Genomic DNA, 22,742 nt, shown 5'->3' on the forward strand with positions numbered 1-22,742 from the left:
GCAACTGATATGAGCCAGGCAATGCAACCCCAACGTACCTCCCCATCCCCGGATGCCGCCGCCGCGGCCACGCCCGCGCGTCCGCGCGGCGGCGTGTGGCAGCTGATCAACCGTTCCGGCATCGTGATGGTGTTTCTCGTGCTGTTCGCGGTGCTGTCGCTGACCGTGCCGGACTTTCTCACGCCGCGCAACATCCAGGGCCTGCTGCTGTCGGTCACGCTGATCGGCTCGATCGCGGTGACGATGATGTTCGTGCTCGCGTTAGGCGAGGTCGACCTGTCGGTCGCGTCGATCGTCGCGTTTTCCGGCGTCGTCGCGTCGACGCTGATCACCGCGACGCACAGCGTCGTGCTCGGCATCGCGGCCGGCGTGCTCGCCGGCGGCGCGGTCGGGCTCGTGAACGGCGTGCTGATCGCGCGCTGGCGGATCAACTCGCTGATCGTCACGCTCGCGATGATGGAAGTCGTGCGCGGCCTCGCATTCATCACGTCGAACGGCGACGCGGTGATGATCTCCGAGGAGCGCTTCTTCGATCTCGGCGGCGGGTCGTTCCTCGGCATCTCGTTTCCGATCTGGAGCAACATCGTCGGCTTCGTCGTGTTCGGCTTCCTGCTGCGCAAGACGGTGTTCGGCAAGAACGTGCTGGCCGTCGGCGGCAACGGCGAGGCCGCGCTGCTCGCGGGGCTGCCGGTGATGCGCATCAAGATCACGGTGTTCGTGCTGCAGGGGCTCGTGACCGGCTTCGCGGGCGTGATGCTCGCGTCGCGGATGAGCCTCGGCGACCCGAAAACCTCGGTCGGCCTCGAGCTCGGCGTGATCTCCGCGTGCGTGCTCGGCGGCGTGTCGCTGACGGGCGGCGTCGCGACGATCTCCGGCGTGCTGGTCGGCGTGCTGATCATGGGCTCGGTGCAGGACGCGATGAGCCTGTTGAACGTGCCGACCTTTTACCAATATCTGATACGCGGCGGAATTCTGTTGCTCGCGGTGCTGTTCGACCAGTATCGTCGCAACCAGCGGCGCGCGATGAAGATCTGATGTCGACCACGTGCGGCCGCCTGCAAATGCGACGACTATCGGGAGACGGCATGCAACAGACTCATCCGGCCGCGTCGGCGACGCTGCTGGCCGACAGCCGCAACACGCTCGGCGAAGGCGCGACGTGGTGCGACAGGACGCACGCGCTGTACTGGGTGGATATCGAAGGCGCGCAGCTGTGGCGCTGCCGCGCGGACGGTTCGGACCTCGTGCAATGGGCGATGCCCGAACGGCTCGCGTGCTTCGCGCTGACCGACGATCCGGATGTGCTGCTCGTCGGGCTCGCGACACATCTTGCGTTCTTCGATCTGCGCAGCGGCACGTTCACGCGGATCGTCGACGTCGAACCCGAGCTGCCGACGCGGCTGAACGACGGCCGCTGCGATCCGTTCGGCGCGTTCGTGTTCGGGATGAAGGACGAAGGCGGCGAGCCGCCGCGCGCGGTGGGCGGGTTCTATCGGCTCAATCCCGATCTGACGCTCGAACGGCTTGCGCTGCCGGCGGCGGCGATCGCGAACAGCATCGGGTTCTCGCCGGATGGGGCGACGATGTATTTCTGCGATTCGCTGGTGCGCGAGATTTTCGTGTGCGATTACCGCGCGGGCGGCGATGTCGCGAACGTGAGACCGTTCGTCCGGCTGACCGATGCCGACGGCGATCCGGACGGGTCGATCGTCGATCGCGACGGCGGGCTTTGGAACGCGCAGTGGGGCGGGCGAAGGGTGGTGCGTTATGGCGCCGACGGTGTCGAGACGGACCGCGTGGCGGTGCCGACCGCGCAGCCGAGCTGCGTGGCGATCGATGGCGAAGGCAGGCTGTATGTGACGAGTGCGCGTGTTGACCTGAGCGATGACGCGCTGGCCGGCGATGCGCACGCGGGTGGTGTGTTCGTCGCGCAGACGCGCTATGCGGGGCTGCCGACGGCGCGGTTTGCGGGCCAGCGCCCGTCGCACGGCTGACCGTCGCGGCTGACCGCGCGCACCGGGCGCGTGTCGCGTACAACCGGACGGAGCGACGTTTCGCGTGCTGGTAAGATGGCCCGCAATTCCATCCCGCACGCGCCATGAGTTCCACCCCGACCAAGCCCGCGAACCCGAAAACCGCTGCAAAAGCCGCCGCGAAGAACGACGCCGCCCGCGCCCCGGGCGACAGGCCGAAGCCGCGCGTGCAGCAGCGCCTGACCTACGTGATCGGCGGCCTCGACCGGCTGCTGCGCCGTCACATGACCGACGCGCTCGCACCGCTCGGCATCACGCTCGCGCAATACACGGCGCTGTCGGTGCTCGAGGCGCGCGGCGCATCGTCGAACGCGCAACTGGCCGAACGTTCGTGGATCACGCCGCAATCGGCGAACGAGGTGATGAGCGTGATGGCCGCGCGCGGTTTCGTCACGCGCGAAGCCGACCCGTCGCACGGTCGCATCATCCTGCTGAAGCTGACCGACGCAGGCGCGGCGATGCTGCGCGAATGCGAAGCCGTGCTGCGCCCGCTCGAAATGCGCATGCTCGGCGACATTTCGGCCGACGACGCCGCGCACGTGCAGCGCGCGCTCGAACTGTTCTCGCGCAACCTCCGCGGCTGATCGGCTCCGACCCTTCACGACGCGCGGCCCGGGCGGCGCGCGTCCGCTTCGCTTCCCCGCCTCCCGGCGGCTGACCGTTCCCCGATTCCCCCGATTCCCCCGATTCCCCCGATTCCCCCGATTCCCCCGATTCCTCCGATTCCTCCGATTCCTCCGTTTTCCCGCTTTCCGCTCCGGGTTTACACCGGCGCTCGTGCCGCTTGCAATATCAGGTAGCCTGATATTAAATGAAGTCGTCCGCAGCAGGAATGCTGCGCACCGAATCGCACAGGAACGAACGACAGGAACAGACATGAGCAAGTACGACAACCGCTGGCAGACCGTTGAACTGAAAGTGGAGGCCGGCATCGCGTGGGTGACGCTGAATCGCCCGGAGAAGCGCAACGCCATGAGCCCGACGTTGAATCGGGAGATGCTGGAAGTCCTCGACGCGGTCGAATTCGACGACGAAGCGAAGGTGCTGGTGCTGACCGGCGCGGGCGCCGCGTGGACGGCCGGCATGGATCTGAAGGAATACTTCCGCGAGATCGACGGCGGCTCCGACGCGCTGCAGGAAAAAGTGCGCCGCGACGCGTCGGAATGGCAGTGGCGCCGCCTCCGGATGTACAACAAGCCGACGATCGCGATGGTGAACGGCTGGTGTTTCGGCGGCGGATTCTCGCCGCTCGTCGCGTGCGATCTCGCGATCGCGGCCGACGAAGCGGTGTTCGGGCTGTCGGAGATCAACTGGGGCATCCCGCCGGGCAACCTCGTCAGCAAGGCGATGGCGGACACCGTCGGGCATCGCCGCGCGCTGCACTACATCATGACCGGCGACACGTTCACCGGCGCGGAAGCGGCCGAGATGGGCCTCGTGAACAGCAGCGTGCCGCTCGCCGGGCTGCGCGACGCGACGATCGCGCTCGCCGCGCGGCTGATGGACAAGAACCCGGTCGTGCTGCGCGCGGCAAAACACGGCTTCAAGCGCTCGCGCGAGCTCACGTGGGAGCAGTGCGAGGATTACCTGTATGCGAAGCTCGACCAGGCGCAGTTGCGCGACCCGGAGCGCGGCCGCGAACAGGGGCTGAAGCAGTTCCTCGACGACAAGACGATCAAGCCGGGCCTGCAGGCATACAAGCGCTGATACGGCGCGAACGCAGCCGCCGATATAACCGCGGACGTAACCGCAAGAGACAGGCAGGGCAGGAGACGACATGACCGACAGACGGATGCTGATCGGCGGCGAGTGGTGCAACGCTCGCGACGGCCGCACCTTCGACCGCTTCAACCCCGCGACGGGCGCGCTCGCATCGCGCGCACCGGCGGCCGGCCTGGCCGATGCCGACGCGGCGATCGACGCCGCGCACCGCGCGTTCCCCGCATGGGCGGCGCTCGCGCCGACCGAGCGCCGCCGGCTGCTGCTGAAGGCGGCCGATCTAATGGACGCGCGCATCGACGCGTTCGTCGCGGCGGGCGTGGCCGAAACCGGCGCGACGCCCGGCTGGATCGGCTTCAACGTGACGCTCGCGGCGAACATGCTGCGCGAGGCCGCGTCGATGACGACGCAGATCGCCGGCGACGTGATCCCGTCCGACGTACCGGGCAATCTCGCGCTCGCGATGCGCGTGCCGTGCGGCGTGGTGCTCGGCATCGCGCCGTGGAACGCGCCGGTGATCCTCGGCACGCGAGCGCTTGCGATGCCGCTCGCATGCGGCAACACGGTCGTGCTGAAAGCGTCCGAGGCGTGCCCGGGCGTGCACGCGCTGATCGGCGCGGTGCTGGACGAAGCGGGGCTCGGCGCGGGCGTGGTGAACGTGATCACGCACGCGGCGGCCGACGCGCCCGAGCTCGTCGAGCGGATGATCGCGCATCCGCATGTGAGGCGGATCAACTTCACCGGATCGACGCACGTCGGCCGGATCATCGCGCGCCACGCGGCCGCGCACCTGAAACCGGTGCTGCTCGAACTCGGCGGCAAGGCGCCGGTGCTGGTGCTCGACGATGCCGATCTCGATGCGGCGGTCGACGCGATCGCATTCGGCGCATTCTTCAACCAGGGGCAGATCTGCATGTCGACGGAGCGCGTGATCGCCGCGCGGCCGATCGCCGATGCACTCGTCGAGCGGCTCGCCGCGAAGGCGCGCACGCTGGTTGCCGGCGATCCGCTGGCCGGCCATTCGCTCGGCACGATGGTCGATGCGTCGGCCGCCGCGCGCGCGGCGTCGCTGGTCGAGGATGCGCGCGCACTGGGCGCGCAATTGCCGCTCGGCTGCCGCGTGGAAGGCGCGACGATGCAGCCCGCGATCGTCGACGGCGTCACGCGCGACATGCGCCTGTATCGCGAGGAATCGTTCGCGCCGGTGGTGGCGATCCTGCGCGCGGACAGCGACGACGAAGCGGTCGAGCTCGCGAACGACAGCGAGTTCGGCTTGTCGGCGAGCGTGTTCAGCCGCGATATCGCCCGCGCGATGGCGGTCGCGCGCCGGATCGAATCGGGGATCTGCCACGTCAACGGGCCGACCGTGCACGACGAGGCGCAGATGCCGTTCGGCGGCACGAAGGCGAGCGGCTACGGCCGCTTCGGCAGCCGCGCGTCGATCGCCGAATTCACCGAGCTGCGCTGGATCACCGTGCAGACCACGCCGCGCCACTATCCGATATGAGCGAGCCGACGATGAATGCAGAGAAGGCGCCGCTTCAGGCCGGCCAACACGCTGGCGGCGTACGCTATCGCGCGGCGGCCGTCGCCGTGGGCGCGGCCGAGATTCGCCGCGCCGACGACGGCACCTGGTACCTGCGCTCGCGCGAGCCGCTCGGCGATTACCCGACGCGCATCACCGACTGCCTCGTGCGCGGCGCGCAGGCGCACCCCGACCGCGTGCTGGCCGCGCGGCGCAGCGCCGACGGGCACTGGATCGAGATCACCTACGCGCAGATGCTCGAACGCGCGCGCGCGCTCGGCCAGGGCCTCGTCGATCTCGGGTTGTCGGCCGAGCGTCCGCTCGCGGTGCTGTCCGGCAACGATCTCGAGCATCTGCAACTGATGTTCGCGGCGATGCTGGCCGGCGTGCCGTACTCGCCGATCTCGCCCGCGTATTCGCTGGTGTCGACCGATTACGGCAAGCTGCGTCACACGCTCGGCGTGCTGAAGCCGGGCGCCGTGTTCGTCGCCGAACGCGCGCCGTTCGCGCGTGCGCTCGACGCGACGTTGCCGGCCGATGCGGTGCTGATCGTCGCGCGCGATGCCGATGCCGATGCCGATGCGGACGGAAAGGCCCGCGCGGTGCCGCTGTCGCGCCTGCTCGCCACCGTCCCGCGCACGATCGACGCGATCCACGAGGCGGTCGGCCCCGACCATCTCGCGAAGATCCTGTTCACGTCCGGCTCGACGAAGCTGCCGAAGGCCGTGCCGACCACGCACCGGATGCTGTGCAGCAACCAGCAGATGCTGCGCCAGACGATGCCCGAGCTCACGCGCGAGCCGCCGGTGCTGGTCGACTGGCTGCCGTGGAATCACACGTTCGGCGGCAGTCACAACCTCGGCATCGCGCTGTACAACGGCGGCTCGCTCTACATCGACGATGGCCGCCCGATGCCCGGCCGCTTCGACGAAACCGTGCGCAACCTGCGCGAGATCGCGCCGACGATCTACTTCAACGTGCCGAAGGGCTGGGAGGAGCTGACCGCCGCGCTCGAACGCGACGCCGAACTGCGCGACACGTTCTTCTCGCGCGTGAAGCTGTATTTCTTCGGCGGCGCGGGGCTGTCGCAGGCCGCATGGGACCGGCTCGACCGCGTGACCGAAGCGCATTGCGGCGAGCGCATCCGGATCATGGCCGGCCTCGGGATGACGGAGGCGTCGCCGTCGTGCCTGTTCACGACCGGGCCGCTGATGCGCGCGGGCTATATCGGGCTACCCGCGCCCGGCTGCGACGCGAAGCTCGTGCCGTGCGGCGGCAAGCACGAACTGCGCTTCAAGGGGCCGAACGTGATGCGCGGCTACTGGCATGCCGATGTCGATCCGCGCGACGTGTTCGACGAAGAAGGCTACTACCGCAGCGGCGACGCGGGCGTGTTTGCCGATCCGGAGCGGCCGGAGCTCGGGCTGATGTTCGACGGGCGGCTGACCGAGGATTTCAAGCTGAGCAGCGGCACGTTCGTCAGCGTCGGGCCGTTGCGCGCGAACGCGGTGTCGAGCGGCGCGCCGTACGTGCAGGACGTGGTCGTGACGGGAATCAATCGCGACGACATCGGCTTGCTGGTGTTTCCGCGCGTCGATGCATGCCGTGCGCTGGCGGGGCTCGCCGCCGATGCGTCCGTGACCGACGTGCTGCGTGCGCCGGCCGTGCGTGCGGCGTTCGCGGCGTGGCTGGCCGCGCTGAACCGGAACGCGAGCGGCGGTTCGACGTTCGTCGCGAGGATTCGGTTGATCGACACGCCGCCGTCGCTCGATCTCGGCGAAGTGACCGACAAGGGATCGCTGAACCAGGCGGCCGTGCAGAAGCATCGCGCGGCGACGATCGACGCGCTGTACGACCCGGCGCGGCGCGATCCCGACGTGATTTACGCGTAAGCAGCACGCGCGAGCAGTTACAGCGGTAAGCAGCACGCAGGTACAACGACCGGCCGGCCACGACACCGGCAGGCACTTTCGCGGCCAGTGAATCAGGCTGCCTGATAAAGGCGGCCGTTCATACGACACCTCGCGCGCCGAACCGCCACTGGCCGGCGGCGGCGCGCGGCGGCCGTTGCAGGGCCGACCGACCACAAAGACATGGGAATGGAGACATGAACACTTACGTTGCCGAAAAATCCACGGTCGCGACCACGCTCGCGCTGTGTTTCGCGATCGCCCTTCTCGAAGGGCTCGACCTGCAGTCGGTCGGCGTCGCCGCGCCGCGGATGGCGCGCGAATTCGGATTGAGCGTGTCGCAGATGGGCATCGCGTTCAGCGCGGGCACCTTCGGGCTGCTGCCGGGCGCGATGCTCGGCGGGCGGCTCGCCGACCGGATCGGCCGCAAGCGCGTGCTGATCGCATCGGTCGTGCTGTTCGGACTGCTGTCGATCGCGACCGCGCAGGTCTCGACGTTCGCGATGCTCGTCGTCGTGCGCGTGCTGACCGGCATCGGCCTCGGCGGCGCGATGCCGAACCTGATCGCGCTGTCGTCCGAAGCGGTCGAGCCGCGCTCGCGCAGCAGCGCGGTCGCGACGATGTACTGCGGGATTCCGTTCGGCGGCGTGATCGCATCGCTGATCGGCGTGCTGCTCGCCGGCGACACCGAATGGCGGCACATCTTCTACGTCGGCGGGGTGGGGCCGCTGCTGCTCGTGCCGCTGCTCGTGTGGTGCCTGCCGGAATCGCGCGCGTATCTCGACGTCGCCGGCACGCAGGCCGCGCGCATCAGCGTCGCACGCACGCTGTTCGGCGACGGCCGCACGACGTCGACGGTCGCGCTGTGGGTCAGCTACTTCTGCACGCTGATCGTTCTGTACTTCCTGCTGAACTGGCTGCCGTCGCTGATGGCGTCGCGCGGGCTCGATCGCGCGCACGTCGGCCTCGTGCAGATCGCGTTCAACGTCGGCGCGGGGCTCGGCGCGCTCGGCATCGGCGCGGCGCTCGACCGGATGCGCGCATCGCGCGTGGTCGGCGGCATGTACGTCGGGATCGTGCTGTCGCTCGCCGCGCTCGCGGCCGCGCCCGGCTTCGCGTCGCTCGCGGCGGCCGCGTTCGCCGCCGGGATGTTCGTCGTCGGCGGGCAGTCGGTGCTGTACGCGCTTGCCGCGATGTACTACCCGACCGCGATGCGCGGCACCGGCGTCGGCTCCGCGGTCGCCGTCGGCCGGCTCGGCTCCGTCGTCGGGCCGCTCGCGGCCGCGACGCTGCTGGCCGCGGGCCGCAGCGCGCCCGTCGTGATCGGCGCGAGCATCCCCGTCACGCTGGTCGCCGCCGTCGCCGCGCTGGTACTGATCCGGCGGCCGCAGGCACACGACTGAATTCCGTTGCTTTCAACCCACCAGCGCCGACAGAGCGCGATATCGACACAGGTCTGGAGACATTCATCATGAAGCACACCAAAGCCTTGCTGGCAGCCGGCGCATGCGCGCTGGCCGCGACCGGCGCGCACGCCCAGTCGAGCGTGACGCTGTACGGGATCATCGACACGGGCGTCGAGTTCGTGTCGCACGCGAACGCGGCCGGCGATCACGTGGTGCGGATGCCGGGCGTGACGGGCGAACTGCCGTCGCGCTGGGGGCTGCGCGGCACCGAGGATCTCGGCGGCGGCTACCAGGCGGTGTTCACGCTCGAAAGCGGCTTCAACGTGCGCGGCGGCGATCTCGGGCAGGGCGGCCGGCTGTTCGGGCGGCAGGCGTTCGTCGGGCTGAAGAGCGGCTTCGGCACGCTCGCGTTCGGCCGCCAGTACACGATGACCTATCTCGCGCTGCAGGGTGCGGACATCATCGGCCCCGACATCTACGGGCTCGGCTCGTTCGACGCATACGTGCCGAACGGCCGCGCCGACAACGCGGTGACCTACGTCGGCACGTATCGCGGCGTGACGCTCGGCGCCGCGTATTCGTTCGGCCGCGACGGCGCGGGCACCGGCAATTCGCCGGGGCAGGGCACGTGCGCGGGGCAGGTGCCCGGCGACGCGGTGCAGTGCCGCAACTGGTCGGTGATGCTCAAGTACGACAGCGCGTATTTCGGCGCGGCGGCATCGTACGAGGAACAGCGCGGCGGCACCGGCGCGGCCGCCAACTTCTTCGACGGCGTGGCGCCCGTCCCGTTCACGAGCAGCGGCGGCAAGGATGCGCGCACGCACGTGAGCGCGTATGCGCAAGCGGCCGGCGCGAAGATCGGCGCGGGCTGGATCGGGCGGCGCGTGTCGACCGGTTCGCCGGCCGCGCCCGGTGCGCATTCGGACCTGTTCTTCGTCGGCGCGTCGTATGCGGTGAAGCCCGATTTCATCGTCGACGGCGAAGGCTACCGGATCGTCAACACCGCGCACGACACGCGCGCGACGATGGCCACGCTGCGCGCGACTTATCTGCTCACCAAGCGCACGGCCGTCTACGCGCAGTCGTCGTATCTGTGGAACAGCGCGCATGCGCGCTACTCGGTCAGCGGCGGCGGGCCCGGCACGACGCCCGGCGCGGGGATGGGGCAGCTCGGCGCGATGGTCGGCGTGCGGCACATGTTCTGATTTACCGGCGTGACGAACCGAACGGGAGCTATCTTGAACACGAAATCTGCATTCCTCTGTATTGCGCCGCTGTCCGCCGCCGCGATGCTCGCCGGGTGCGGCGGCGACGATTCGATCGGCGCCGCGCCCACGCACCTGAGCGCCGCGACGCCGGCCGCGATGACGCAAACGTGCGACGCGCTGGCCGCGAAGCTCGCGTATGCGAACACGTCGTTCACGTCGGTGACGACCGCGGCGGCCGGCGCGCTGACGGTGGCCGGCAAGCCGGTCGCCGAGCACTGCGTGATCGCCGGCAAGATGAATCAGCGCGTGAGCGCGGTGGACGGCAAGACCTATGCGATCGGCTTCGAGATGCGTCTGCCGAAAGCATGGAACGGCCGCTTCTTCTACCAGGCGAACGGCGGGCTCGACGGCAACGTCGTGACCGCGACCGGCGAGATCGGCGGCGGCGGGCCGCTGACCAATGCACTGAACCAGGGTTTCGCGGTGATCAGCTCGGATTCCGGGCACAGCGCCGCACAGAATCCGCTGTTCGGCCTCGATCCGCAGGCGCGGATCGACTACGGCTACGGCGCCGTCGATGCGCTCACGCCGATGGCGAAGCAGGTGATCCGGCTCGCGTACGGCAAGGCGCCCGATCGCAGCTATTTCGGTGGCTGCTCGAACGGCGGCCGCCACGCGATGGTCACGGCGGTGCGCAACCCGGCCGACTACGACGGCATCATCGCGGGCGACCCGGGCTTCCATCTGCCGAAGGCGGCGATCGGCGAGATGTACGGCGCGCAGCAGTTCGCGAAGATCGCGTCGGCGACGGGCTCGAACGGGTTGCCGGATATCCGCAGCGGTTTCAACGATGCGGAGCGCCAGTTCGTCGGCGCGAAGATCCTCGACAAATGCGACGCGCTCGACGGCGCGGCCGACGGGATGGTGCAGGACGTCGCCGCGTGCCAGGCGCACTTCAGCATCGACGCCGATATCCCGACCTGCGCGAACGGCACGCGCACGGGCGCCTGCCTGACGCCCGCGCAGAAAACCGCGCTGGCGAACGTGTTCGCCGGCGCGCGCAACAGCGCGGGCACGGCGCTGTACGCGAGCTTTCCGTACGATCCGGGCGTGGCCGGCAGCGGCTGGGCCGCGTGGAAGCAGTCGAATTCGATCGCGCTCGATCCGGCCGCGATGGCGTTCACGTTCATGACGCCGCCGAAAACCGCCGCGACGCTCGCGAACCTCGCCGGCTTCGCGCTCGGTTTCGACATGGACAACGACGCGCCGGCGATCTTCGCGACGAACGGCACGTACACGCAATCGTCATGGTCGTTCATGACGCCGCCCGACGAGACGAACCTGTCCGCGCTGAAGGCGCGCGGCGCGAAGCTGCTCGTCTATCACGGCACGGGCGACCCGGTGTTTTCGTTCAACGACACGCGCGACTGGTACGCACAGGTCGCGCAGGCGAACGGCGGCGATGCGTCGAGCTTTGCACGCTTCTATCCGGTGCCGGGGATGAACCACTGCTCGGGCGGGCCGGCGGCTGACCAGTTCGACATGCTGACCCCGCTCGTCGCATGGGTCGAGCAAGGGCAGGCGCCGGCGGCGATCGTGGCGACCGCGCGCGACGCGACGAACGCGGTGCCGAACGCGGAGGTGCCCGCATCGTGGGGCGCGGGGCGCACGCGGCCGCTGTGTCCGTATCCGCAGGTCGCGCGCTACAACGGCGCGGGCGACGTGAATTCGGCGGCGAGCTTCAGTTGTCGTTGACGTAGCCGTCGACGGGAAGCGGCCGGCGCATGCAGTCGCGCGCCGGCCGTTTCGTCGTTGCGTTCACTCGCCGGCATCGACCGGCACGTCGAGCCCGACCTTCACGCGGCTCATGCTCACGAGCGTCTTGAACCGCTTCACGTTGTTGTTCGCGAAGAACAGCTCGCGCGTGAGCGCGTTGTACTGATCCATGTTGCGCACCGCGAGGATCAGCACGAAATCCCATTCCCCCGTCACGTAGTAGCACTGCTGGATCTGTGGGCAGCGCTCGAACGCGCGCTTCATCGCGTCGAGCTGGTCGATCTGCTCGCTTTCGACCTCCACGTTCACGACGATCGTCAGCGGATGATCGACCTTGTCCGGCGCGACGACGGCCGTATAGCGCTCGATCACGCCGGCTTCCGCGAGGCGCCGCAGCCGCCGGTTCACGGCGGCGGTCGACAGGTTGACGCGCGCGCCGAGCTCGGCCTGCGGCGTCTGCGCGTCGCGCTGGACTTCCATCAGCAGCTTGCGATCGAACGCATCGAGAGGGGTCGTCATGATGGCGCGTGAAGCTTCGAAAGAATGAGAAATTTTTGCGTTCAGGCCGTAAGTTTGGCGATTTTTTTGACCGGCGTGTGCAATATTATTTTCCCAACCGACCGCAAGCGCAACTCGCGCCTGCCCGATCCGACCCACCCGACCGCCGCCCGCGCGGTCCCGATCCGGAGCCTTCCGTCATGCTCATCGCCAACCCGCGCGCGTCGCGCACCGCCTACCCGAACGCGCTGCGCCGCGTGATGAGCATCGCGTCGGCCGACGAAAGCGGTGCGTGGCTCGCGCATTGGCCGCTCGTCGGCAATGCGCGCACGCCGTTGCGTGCGCTGCCCGATCTCGCCGCGCGGCTCGGCGTCGCGAGCGTCAGCGTGAAGGACGAGTCGTGCCGTTCGCCGCTCGGCAGCTTCAAGGCGCTCGGTGCGCCGATCGCGCTGGTGCGGCTCGTGAAGCGGCTGCGGCGCACGCAGGCGCTCGATCCGCAGGGGCTCGTCACGGGCCGCTACGCGTCCGAGCTGGCCGACCTGACGGTGATCAGCGCGACCGACGGCAATCACGGCCGCGCGCTGGCCGCCGCCGCGCGCGCGATCGGCTGCGGCTGCGTGATCGTGCTGCACGCGAACGTCGACGCCGAGCGCGAACGCGCGATCTCGGCCTACGGCGCGCGGATCGTGCGCATCGCGGGGAACTACGACGAATCGGTCGTTTGCGCGGCGCAGCTCGCGCAGGCGAACGGCTGGTACGTCGTGTCGGATACGTCGTACGACGGCTACGAAGCGATTCCGCGCGACGTGATGCAGGGCTACGGCGTGATCGCCGCCGAAGCGGCCGCGCAGGCGGCGGAGGACGACGGGCGGCCGTTCACGCACGTGTTCCTGCAGGGCGGCGTGGGCGGCCTCGCCGCGGGCGTCGCGAGCTACCTGTGGGAGCGCGACGGCGTGCAGCGGCCGCGCTTCGTCGTCGTCGAGCCGCGCCAGGCCGATTGCCTGTACCAGAGCGCGCTGGCCGGGCGCGCGACGAAGGCGACCGGCAGCGTCGATTCGGTGATGGCGGGGCTCGCGTGCGGCGAGGCGTCGCCGCTCGCGTGGGATTTCCTCGAGATGTGCATCGACCACTTCATGCTGATCGACGACGAAGACGCGGTGCAGGCGATGCGCGGCCTCGCGGCCGGCAGCGAACGCGACGTGCCGCTCGTCGCCGGCGAGTCGGGCGCGGCCGGCATCGCGGGGCTGGCCGTGCTGATGCGCGATCCGGCGCGCGCGCGTCAGGTCGGGCTCGATGCGAGCGCGCGCGTGCTGGCGATCAACACGGAAGGGGCGACCGCGCCGTCCGTGTACCGGCATTGCGTCGGCGAGACGGCCGACGCGGTGCTCGCGCGCCAGCGCGACTGGCTGAGCCGCGCGGCGGTGGCGGCCTGAACGACATGACGACCGACGAGGCGAACGCAATGGACACGATCGACACAATCGACGAAAGCACGCTGCAGGGCCAATTGAAGACGTGGCGCCGCCATCTGCATCAGTATCCCGAGACGGGATTCGAGGAAGTGAACACGTCGGACTACGTCGCGCGGATCCTGACGACGCTCGGCCTCGACGTGCATCGCGGGATCGGCGGTACGGGCCTCGTCGCGAACCTGACGGCCGGCACGGGCCGGCGCGCGATCGGCATCCGCGCGGACATGGACGCACTGAACATCGCCGAGCACGCGCCGGGCCGCGAACACGTATCGCGCACGCCGGGCAAGATGCATGCGTGCGGTCACGACGGCCACATGTCGATGGTGCTCGGCGCCGCGCGGTTGCTGGCCGAGCGCAAGGATTTCGACGGCACGGTGCGCTTCATTTTCCAGCCGGCGGAAGAGCATGGCCGCGGCGCGAAGGCGATGATGGCCGACGGGCTGTTCGAACGCTTTCCGGTCGACGCGATCTTCGGCGCACACAATATGCCGGGCATGCGCGCGGGCACGTTCTCGACGCGTGCGGGCGGCATCATGGCGAGCGAAGACAATTTCGTGATCCGGATCGACGGGCGCGGCACGCATGCGGCGCGGCCGCACATGGGCATCGATCCGATCGTGATCGGCTCGCAGATCGTGCTCGCGCTGCAGACGATCGTGTCGCGCAATCTCGACCCGGGGCAGCAGGCGGTGGTGTCGTGCACGGAATTCATCACCGACGGGCTGCGTAACGTGCTGCCGTCGACCGTGACGATCAAGGGCGACACGCGCAGCTATTCGCGCGACGTGCAGGCGCTGCTGGAGACGCGGATGCGCGAGATCGCCGAAGGGATCTGCCGCACGCATGGCGCGACCTGCACGTTCGAGTACACGCACGAGTTCGCGCCGACGGTGAACTCGCCGGAATGGGTCGATACGGCCGTGCAGGCCGCCGCGCACGTCGCGGGCGCCGACGCGGTGAACGCCAACGTGCAGCCGATGATGATCTCGGAGGATTTCGGCGCGTTCCTGCAGGCGGTGCCGGGCAACTTCGTGTTCATCGGCAACGGCGAGGCGGCCGGGCAGGGCGGCGTGCCGCTGCACAACGCGGCGTACGATTTCAACGACGAGATTTTGACGATCGGCGCGCGGTATTTCGCGGAAGTGGCGCGGCGCGCGTTGCGGGCCGCGTAGCGCGACGGGGGCGGGTCGCCGCGTATCCGGTTCGCTGCGCGCGCGGCGCCACTTCGTCATCGACGCCGCATCGATGCGCGAGCGCACCGGCTTGCCGGCACGCCGAGAATCCTCCGTCGTCGTATTCGATCAACCGGCCAGTTCACCCAGGCACGCATCGAATTGCGCGACGAGCCGGTCGACATCGTCCGCCGTCGTTTGCGGGCACACGAGCATCATGTTGTGGAACGGCGTGATCAGCACGCCGCGATTGAGCAGGTACAGGTGCACGATGTGCTCGAGTTCGCTGTCGAGCTGCGCGCCGGCCAGCGTGCCGTTGCGCGGCGGCACGGGCGCGAACTGAAACTCGGTGCGCGCGCCGATGCGCGTCACGCACCACGGCAGCCCGTGTTTCGCGATCGCCTGTTCGAGGCCCGTCGCGAGCCGCGCGGCGAGTGCGAACATGTGCGCGTACGCGGCGTCGGTCGCCACTTCGGCGAGCGTCGCGCGCATCGCGTGCATCGCGAGCATGTTCGCGGTGAGCGTCGTGCCGATGCCCGAATGGCCGGGCGGCGCGTTCAGCTTCGCCGCTTTCGCGCGCTCCGCGAATTCGGCGCTGAACCCGTACACCGCGCACGGCACGCCGCCCGCGATCGGCTTGCCGACCACCAGCATGTCGGGTTCGAGACCGTGCGCGACCGCGTAGCCGCCGGGGCCGCTGCTGATCGTGTGCGTCTCGTCGATCACGAGCAGCGTGCCGTGGCGGCGCGTCAATTCGCGCGCGGCCTCCCAGAAGCCCGCGTCGGGCAGCACCATGCCGATGTTCGTCATCGCGGGCTCGGCGAGCACGCATGCGACGTCGCCGTCCTTCAGCGCCGCTTCGAGCGCGGCCAGATCGTTGAATTCGACGACGCGCGTGTTCGCGAGCAGATCGTACGACTGCCCGAGCAGGCTGTCGCGCTGCACCGGGCGGCCGTCGACGAGATCGACGAACACGTCGTCGACCGTGCCGTGATAGCAGCCGTTGAACACGACGATCGTGTTTCGGCCGGTCGCCGCGCGCGCCCAGCGCAGCACGAAGCGGTTCGCGTCGCTCGCGCTCAACGCGAATTGCCACACCGGCAGCTTGAAGCGGCGCGCGAGTTCGCGCGACACCCAGGCGGCGTCCTCGCTCGGCAGCATCGTCGTGTAGCCGCGCGTGGCCTGCTCGACGAGCGCGCGGGCGACGGGTTCGGGCGCATGGCCGAACATCGCGCCCGTATCGCCGAGGCAGAAATCGACGTAGCGATGGCCGTCGACGTCGGTGAACGTCGCGCCGCGCGCTTCCTTTACGTATAGCGAGAACGGGGTCGCCCAGTCCTGCATCCAGTGCAACGGCACGCCGAACAGCAGATGCTCGGACGCTTCCGCGGACAGCGCGCGGGAAACCGGCATGGCTTCGGTGAACGCGTGGCGCTCGCGATCGAACAGCGCGCGGGCGCGGATGAGGTCGACTCCGTGGCGGGTAGGCAAAGGCAGCTCCTGACTGTGAAGATGGGAAACGATAGCGCGGGCAGCGGGGGGCTGAACAGAGGCGGAATTACCGAGGCGGGTGGGCGACGGGCGCGACGCGGCCCGCGCGGCAGCGCGATTTTCGGGCAATTTCCATTTGATTTTGAGATGGCGCTGGTGAACGGAAACGGATACGGGTTGTGAAGGTTTGCATGGATTTTTATCCGCCTGCGCCCGACCTATCGTTGTTGCAGGCCGAGTGCGGCATCGACGCCATTCAGGCGTGGGGCCCGGCGACGCGGCCTCGGCGCGGTCGGGATCGGCACCGGCCGGCCCGTTCGATTGCACGGACGGGTGGTGCATTGAATTCCGCGACAATCTTGCCGGCTAATTTCGAGATAAAGGAATTCCGGATTTTTTCCGTAATGGTGGGAGTTGGGTGCGTGAAGTGAGCCGTTTTTCGACGATCGGATTTTAACCATCAGGATGCGAAACCACACCATGAAGACCTCCAGACATCTCGTCGCACTCGCCGTGAGCATTGCATTGATCGAGGTCGCCCATGCGGGCCAGACGTCGCCGCAAGCGGTCGTCAAGACAATCCGCCTGACCGCGCACATCGGCGACATCCTGTTCGTTTCGCAGCCGGACGATGCCGCATACGGCCTGGTCGAATTGAACGACACGGACGGCAAGCAGCAGACGTTCGCCGCGGCGCTGCCGATCCGCGTACGCACGACGAATCCCGATATCAACGTCACGTTGTTGCAGCCGCTGCGGTTCTCGAACGGTCGCGACGACATGGCCCATGCGAAGGTCGTGCTGACGGGCAAGGCGAGCAGCGCGGAAATCGCGCCCGGCGCCGCCCACGCGCTCGTGGCGACGACGCGGGGGCGCGACGGCTTCGACGGCTATGACGAAACCCGCATGCTGAAGGTCAGCGCGCAAGCGCCGGCCGCGAGCGCGGCGCCGCCGGCCCGCGGAAGTTATCGCGGCGATCTGATGCTGGTGTTCGAGCCGGCTGCGTCGGCGGGACGCGAGCCGGCGACGGCGCCGACTGCGGTAGCGGGCGAGTAGGAAAATCGCCTTGGAGCACATCGTCGGCCGCGCGATCCAGTTGAAGTTGTTGCGCATAAACATACGACAACATATCTCTAAAGGCTGGTTAGGCGAGGTGAGTGTGCGCACACATACCGCACGAAATGTCAGAGAAAACAGGGTAAACGACAAATACGTGTCTTCCATCGATCGCGTCTAGACTGCGCAATGTAGTACGACGACGTATAAATCATGATCCGCCGCCCGGCGCATCGATACCCTGCCCTGAAGGAGTGCCCATGGCCGCCCACCGCCGCCGTTCGTCTTCGCCCGTCCGATCATCCACCCCGAAACGGGTATCGCGCCGCGCCTTCATCGGCTGGACCGGCGCACTCGCCAGCGGCGCGATGTTCGGTGGGCCGTTGACGGCCACCCGGGCGCTGGCGGCGGGCACGACGCCCCATGCGTCGGCGGTCGATCTCGTGTGGGGCGAGCACGGCGCGGCGGCGCGCATCGCCGCGTCGCTCGCGCACGTGTCGCGGCTCGCGCGGCACGGTCGTGACTTCGACGTGACGCACTACGGCGCGCGCCCGTGCGCGACGGTCGCGCAGACGTCGCCGTGGCCGGTCGCGAAATCGCCCGTCAGCCCCGGTTCCGAACTGACGACTGCGCCCGGCGCATTCGATTCGCGGCCGGCGTTTCTCGCGGCGATCGACGCGTGCCGGCGCGAAGGCGGCGGCCGGGTCGTCGTGCCGGCGGGCACCTGGTATTGCGCGGGGCCGATCGTGCTGCAGAGCAACGTCACGTTCCATCTGAGCGCGAATTGCACGATCTATTTCAGCCCGAACCCGGCCGACTACGCGAAGGACGGCCCGATCGATTGCGGCGCGAACGGCCGGCTGTATTACAGCCGCTGGCAGGCGAACGATTGCCTGAACTACGGCGCGCCCGTCTACGCACGCAACGCGACGAACATCGCGCTGACCGGCGAAGGTCCGACGTCGGTGCTCAACGGGCAGGCAATGACGCCGTTCTCCGGCAGCGGCGCGAACAGCGTCTGCTGGTGGACCTACAAGGGTACGTTCGGCGCATACGGCGCGGGCCCGGCGGTGCCGGCCCAGAACGGCGCGAACCCGAACAACGTCGACCTGCGGATCGTCGCGCCCGCGATTCCCGACGCGCTCTATGCGATGCTGACGTCGCCCGTCACGCCGTGGCAGCAGGACCAGAACTACCTGCCCGCGCTGTCCGAGGCCGGCGTGCCGGTGGAGAAGCGAATTTTCGGACTGGGCCACTACCTGCGGCCGTGCATGGTCGAATTCATCGGCTGCACGAACGTGCTGATGGCGAACTACCAGACGCAGAACACGCCGTTCTGGCAGCATCATCCGACCGCGAGCCGCAACGTCGTGATCCGCGGCGTGACGACCAACAGCATCGGCCCGAACAACGACGGCTTCGATCCGGATGCATGCACCGACGTGCTGTGCGAGGACTGCACGTTCAACACCGGCGACGACTGCATCGCGATCAAGTCGGGCAAGGATCGCGACACCGAATACGGGCCCGCGAAGCGGCACCTGATCCGCAACTGCACGATGAACAGCGGGCACGGCGGGATCACGCTCGGCAGCGAGATGGGCGGCGGCGTCGAGCAGATCTATGCGACCAACCTGTCGATGCTGAACGCAAACTGGCAGACCAATCCGCTGAACATCGCGATTCGCGTGAAGACCAACATGAACCGCGGCGGCTACGTGAAGGATTTCCACGTGAAGGGCGTCACGCTGCCGAACGGCGTGACGCTGAAGGGGGGCGGCTACGGCAGTGCGCTACTCGCCGGCAGTCCGATCAACGCGAGCGTGCCGCTCGGCGTGGTCACGCCGTCGGCTGGCAACCCGTCGGCCGCGCAGGGCGGCATCGTCACGTTCGACTGCGACTACCAGCCGGCGAACGACGCGGTGCGCACGCGGCCGCCGGTCGTACAGAACGTGACGATCGCCGACGTGACGGCGAGCAACGTGACGCTGAACGGCGTGACCGCATCGTGCTTCCAGGCGATCGTCGCGCAGGGGCCGGTCGCGTTCGACTACAACGGTACGCCGCCGGCGCCGGCCGTGCAGCCGATCTCCGGCGTGACGATCAGCAACTGCGACTTCGGCACGCCGGTGGCGTCAGGCACGCCGACGGTCACGTCGCCGGGGCCGATCTACGCGTTCAACGTGAGCGCCATGGCGCTGACGAACGTGACGATCGCCGGGCAAGTCGTCAACACGACGATCACCGACAAGCGGTGAGAAAGGCAACGCGCCGCGGCGTTCGCGTGCAACCGGCCGGTGCCCGCACGCGAACGCCATCAGGTTACGCCAGCGTCTTGATCATGTAGTGCTCGTCGTAGAAGCGTCCATCGACGAACATCGAGCGCGGCTCCGTGCCGAACCGCACGAACCCCTGCGACGCATACAGTCGCTCCGCGGTACGGTTGACCTCGTTCACGCACAGCATCAACTGGCTGCATCCCCACGCCTGAGCCGCATGCGCGGTCGCGCTGTCGAGCAGCGCGTGCGCGATGCGTTGCCCGCGATACGCGGCGTCGACGTACACGCCCCAGATCGTCGCCTTGTGCGCGATCTTCGTGCGTGCATCGCGGCGTACGCCGGTGATGCCGACGAGCGTGTCGCCGTCGAACGCGCCGAACACGGCCTGAACCTGCGTCGGCGTGAGGCGCTTCGCGAATTCGTCGACCGGCACCTGCGATTCTTCGTCGAGCGTCGGCAGGAAGGACGTTGGCGCGGTGTCGACCGCACGCAGGCGGACGGTCTGGAACTGCGCCGCGTCGGCGGCGTCAAGCAGGCGGATCGTGATCGTCATCGGGGGGTATTCCGGTCGAGGGCGTGCATGCCGGCGCGCCGCTGCCGCGGTCGCGGGATGCATCGTGCTTATCCTAATAGGAATCCGGATGCCGCGTGGCGATGTGCGGTGCGGTGCGGCGCGCGCGCGGCGCGCACGATCGTGAACGGACGGGACAGTGATGGCGGTACGTCGTACCGCCATCAAGGCGGGAGCGCGTCAAGCGCATGCGCCGTCGCGCCGGTCAGGCGCACGACGTCAAACAAACGACGTGCGCGCGATCGGCTCACGCGCCCGCCGGCGGCATCAATAGCGCGACAGCTGATTGCCGTTGATCTGCACGCGGTCGCCCGGACGCAGGTTGCCCGGCGACTGCACGTCGAACGAGCGCATCGAGCCGTCGCTGACCCGCACGTCGATCCGGTAGCTGCTCGGGCCTTGCGCGGCGCCCATCTGCTGGCCGATCTGGTTACCCGCCACCGCCCCGCCGAGCGCGCCGATCACGGTTGCCGCATCGCGGCCGTGACCGCGGCCGAACTGGTTGCCCACGAGGCCGCCGACCAGCGCACCGACGACGGTGCCGGCCACGCCCGACGGGCCGACCGAGCTGCTGACCGGCTGGATGTTCGACACGGTGCCGTACTGCGTGCCGTACGGGTTCGCGTATTGCTGTTGCTGATTGCCGTACTGGTCGTAAGGCTGCGATCCGTACTGCGACGGGTTGCCGTATTGATCGTACGGTTGCGGCGCCTGATTCGGATACGCCGGTTGCTGCTGCACGTAACCCGGTTGCGAATACGCGGGCTGCGCATAGCCGGGCGTCGCGTATTGCTGCTGCGGATAGCCGGGCTGCGCGCCGTAGTAGCCCGGCGCGACACAGGCGGTGAGCGGAAGCGCCGCCACGGCGACGAGCGAGGCGAACAGAACGGTCTTCGTGGAAGGCATGCGCATCATGATGTTTCCTGCATCGGCAACGTGTCCGCCGATGGATTCCCGTCATGGGTGGCGAACTCGGCGTGAGTATAAGGAATGGGCGGATGCGCGTCCGGTGCGGCCGGGTAACAACGTGTAAAGTCTGTTGCCGCGTAAATCGCCGCCTGGGCGGCGCGTCGAAGCCCCCGCGCGCAACGGCGCGACGCGGCTTCCCGGCACCCGCGGGTGGGCGATGCGGCCCATGCGCGGCCGCCGACATTCCAGCCGTTTCCACGGCCGGCGTAACCTGTCCCGCGCCCGGCCCGGCGGCCCTGCGCGCCGCGCATCGGGAAATCGAATGCGCGGCATCGCGACATTTAATTGGCCTCGCGCAGCGGCGTCCGATATCGTGGCCGGATTCCCTGCCAACGGTCGCGCCGCGCCGGCCGCGGTTCCTCCCCCTGTCCGCGCCGGTGTCGCGCCGCGACCGCTCCACCTATCAAGCCATGACCGAACGACTCTTCCTCAACGCCGTCGACGCCGGCGGCCAGCCCGTCAACTTCGTCGTCCGTGACGGCCGCTTCGCCGCGATCGGCGCCGATTGCGCCGCCGCGCCCGGCGCGCAGACGATCGACCTCGACGGCCGCGTCGTGCTGCCCGGTTTCGTCGACGGCCATATCCATCTCGACAAGAGCTTCGTCGGCGATCGCTGGGTGCCGCACGAACCGGTCGGCTCGCTGCGCGAGCGGCTCGCGGTCGAGAAGCGCCAGCTCGCGGCCGCGCCGCCGATCGTCGAGCGTGCGAACGCGCTGATCGCGCAGGCCGCCGCGTTCGGCACGATCGCGATGCGCAGCCACGTCGACGTCGATGCGACGACCGGCCTGTCGAACCTGCACGCCGTGATGGCCGCGCGCGAACGATGGCGCGGCATCGTCGACATCGAACTGGTCGCGTTTCCGCAGGCCGGCGTGATCACGTGCCCGGGCACTGCCGAGATACTCGACGCAGCCGTGCGCGAAGGCGCGGACGTGGTCGGCGGGATCGACCCGACGACGCTCGACGGCGACGCGGACGGCCAGCTCGACATCGTGTTCGGCATCGCCGAGAAGCGCGGCGCGAAGATCGACATCCATCTGCACGAGCCGGGCGAAACGGGCATCGCGCAACTGCTGCGGATCGCGGCGCGCACGCGCGCGGCCGGGCTCGGCGGGCGCGTGAACGTGAGCCATGCGTACGCGCTCGGCCAGGTGAGCGACGACGACGTGCAGCGCACCGCCGCGGCACTGGCCGAAGCCGGCGTGTCGATCCTGACGAATGCGCCGGGCGACTGCGCGTTCCCGCCGGTGCGACGGCTGCGCGACGCGGGCGTGCACGTGTTCGCAGGCAACGACAACATCCGCGACGCGTGGTGGCCGTACGGCAACGGCGACATGCTGCAGCGCGCGATGATGGTCGGCTACCGGTCGGGTTTCTACACCGACGAAGCGCTCGGCATCGCGCTCGACATGGCGACGCACGCCGGCGCTCGCGTGATCGGCAAGGAGAACTATGGAATCGCGGTCGGCTGCGACGCGAGCTTCGTCGCGGTGCGCGCGCCGAACGCGGCGGCGGCCGTCGCGGGCGTGCCGGCCGAACGCTGGGTATTCCGCCGCGGCGAAAGCGATACGGGCGCACCGCTCACGCCGTCGCTGCGCTTCGCGCATTGACCCGCCCGACCGGCGGCGCGGCACCCGCCGTGTCCGCCTTGCAC

General features: G+C 68.9%; 18 protein-coding genes. 14 read left to right on the forward strand and 4 right to left on the reverse strand.

Annotated elements, in window-relative coordinates; translation table 11 throughout:
• The first annotated feature begins 9 nt into the window (after positions 1–9).
• From araH to QZM15_RS09785, 9 genes are all read left to right on the forward strand, one after another.
• Positions 10–1,035: an L-arabinose ABC transporter permease AraH gene (araH, locus tag QZM15_RS09745; protein ID WP_059581586.1), complete on the forward strand. Its 1,026-nt coding sequence runs from the start codon at positions 10–12 to the stop codon at positions 1,033–1,035.
• A gap of 50 nt (positions 1,036–1,085) precedes the next feature.
• Positions 1,086–1,994, forward strand: a complete 909-nt coding sequence (locus QZM15_RS09750; RefSeq protein WP_302106282.1) for an SMP-30/gluconolactonase/LRE family protein — start codon at positions 1,086–1,088, stop codon at positions 1,992–1,994.
• 104 nt (positions 1,995–2,098) lie between these two features.
• Positions 2,099–2,617: a MarR family winged helix-turn-helix transcriptional regulator gene (locus tag QZM15_RS09755; RefSeq protein WP_302106283.1), complete on the forward strand. Its 519-nt coding sequence runs from the start codon at positions 2,099–2,101 to the stop codon at positions 2,615–2,617.
• A 292-nt stretch (positions 2,618–2,909) separates the two neighbouring features.
• Positions 2,910–3,740: a p-hydroxycinnamoyl CoA hydratase/lyase gene (locus QZM15_RS09760; RefSeq protein ID WP_059581593.1), complete on the forward strand. Its 831-nt coding sequence runs from the start codon at positions 2,910–2,912 to the stop codon at positions 3,738–3,740.
• Positions 3,741–3,810: 70 nt separating this feature from the next.
• A complete protein-coding gene (locus QZM15_RS09765) occupies positions 3,811–5,259 on the forward strand; it encodes an aldehyde dehydrogenase (protein ID WP_302106284.1) in 1,449 nt (482 codons plus the stop codon).
• 11 nt (positions 5,260–5,270) lie between these two features.
• A complete protein-coding gene (locus QZM15_RS09770; protein WP_302106285.1) occupies positions 5,271–7,169 on the forward strand; it encodes a feruloyl-CoA synthase in 1,899 nt (632 codons plus the stop codon).
• A gap of 215 nt (positions 7,170–7,384) precedes the next feature.
• Positions 7,385–8,590, forward strand: coding sequence for a 3-(3-hydroxy-phenyl)propionate transporter MhpT (mhpT, locus tag QZM15_RS09775; protein ID WP_060011188.1), 1,206 nt, complete (start codon positions 7,385–7,387; stop codon positions 8,588–8,590).
• A 68-nt stretch (positions 8,591–8,658) separates the two neighbouring features.
• Positions 8,659–9,798: a porin gene (locus QZM15_RS09780; protein WP_059644485.1), complete on the forward strand. Its 1,140-nt coding sequence runs from the start codon at positions 8,659–8,661 to the stop codon at positions 9,796–9,798.
• 33 nt (positions 9,799–9,831) lie between these two features.
• The gene (locus QZM15_RS09785; RefSeq protein WP_302106286.1) at positions 9,832–11,556 is read left to right on the forward strand and encodes a tannase/feruloyl esterase family alpha/beta hydrolase; all 1,725 of its coding nucleotides are present in this window, start codon (positions 9,832–9,834) and stop codon (positions 11,554–11,556) included.
• A gap of 63 nt (positions 11,557–11,619) precedes the next feature.
• Here the strand turns inward: QZM15_RS09785 and QZM15_RS09790 are convergent, their stop codons facing one another.
• Positions 11,620–12,096, reverse strand: coding sequence for an Lrp/AsnC family transcriptional regulator (locus QZM15_RS09790; protein ID WP_059581607.1), 477 nt, complete (start codon positions 12,094–12,096; stop codon positions 11,620–11,622).
• 179 nt (positions 12,097–12,275) lie between these two features.
• Between QZM15_RS09790 and QZM15_RS09795 the strand changes: the two genes are divergently transcribed.
• Positions 12,276–13,508 (forward strand): diaminopropionate ammonia-lyase, encoded by a 1,233-nt coding sequence (locus QZM15_RS09795; protein WP_302106287.1) that lies wholly within the window; start codon positions 12,276–12,278, stop codon positions 13,506–13,508.
• Between the two features lie 29 nt (positions 13,509–13,537).
• Entirely contained in the window at positions 13,538–14,722 is a 1,185-nt protein-coding gene (locus tag QZM15_RS09800; protein ID WP_226223426.1) for a M20 aminoacylase family protein, read from the forward strand.
• Positions 14,723–14,851: 129 nt separating this feature from the next.
• Here the strand turns inward: QZM15_RS09800 and QZM15_RS09805 are convergent, their stop codons facing one another.
• The gene (locus QZM15_RS09805; protein ID WP_226223427.1) at positions 14,852–16,213 is read right to left on the reverse strand and encodes an aspartate aminotransferase family protein; all 1,362 of its coding nucleotides are present in this window, start codon (positions 16,211–16,213) and stop codon (positions 14,852–14,854) included.
• A gap of 480 nt (positions 16,214–16,693) precedes the next feature.
• On the opposite strand from QZM15_RS09805, the gene QZM15_RS09810 reads away from it, so the two are divergent.
• Together QZM15_RS09810 and QZM15_RS09815 are read left to right on the forward strand one after the other, a co-directional pair.
• Entirely contained in the window at positions 16,694–17,269 is a 576-nt protein-coding gene (locus tag QZM15_RS09810) for a CS1 type fimbrial major subunit (RefSeq protein ID WP_099318073.1), read from the forward strand.
• Between the two features lie 260 nt (positions 17,270–17,529).
• The gene (locus QZM15_RS09815; RefSeq protein WP_302106288.1) at positions 17,530–19,527 is read left to right on the forward strand and encodes a glycoside hydrolase family 28 protein; all 1,998 of its coding nucleotides are present in this window, start codon (positions 17,530–17,532) and stop codon (positions 19,525–19,527) included.
• A gap of 64 nt (positions 19,528–19,591) precedes the next feature.
• Here QZM15_RS09815 and QZM15_RS09820 read toward each other — a convergent pair whose 3' ends face one another.
• Positions 19,592–20,101 (reverse strand): GNAT family N-acetyltransferase, encoded by a 510-nt coding sequence (locus QZM15_RS09820; protein ID WP_059582180.1) that lies wholly within the window; start codon positions 20,099–20,101, stop codon positions 19,592–19,594.
• Between the two features lie 285 nt (positions 20,102–20,386).
• On the reverse strand, positions 20,387–21,034 hold the full coding sequence (locus QZM15_RS09825) for a glycine zipper 2TM domain-containing protein (RefSeq protein ID WP_059581620.1): 648 nt from the start codon (positions 21,032–21,034) through the stop codon (positions 20,387–20,389).
• A 464-nt stretch (positions 21,035–21,498) separates the two neighbouring features.
• Between QZM15_RS09825 and QZM15_RS09830 the strand changes: the two genes are divergently transcribed.
• A complete protein-coding gene (locus tag QZM15_RS09830) occupies positions 21,499–22,698 on the forward strand; it encodes an amidohydrolase family protein (RefSeq protein WP_302106289.1) in 1,200 nt (399 codons plus the stop codon).
• The last annotated feature ends 44 nt before the right edge of the window (positions 22,699–22,742 follow it).

This window comes from Burkholderia sp. AU44665, assembly GCF_030504405.1.
GTDB classification, from domain to species: Bacteria; Pseudomonadota; Gammaproteobacteria; order Burkholderiales; family Burkholderiaceae; genus Burkholderia; species Burkholderia semiarida.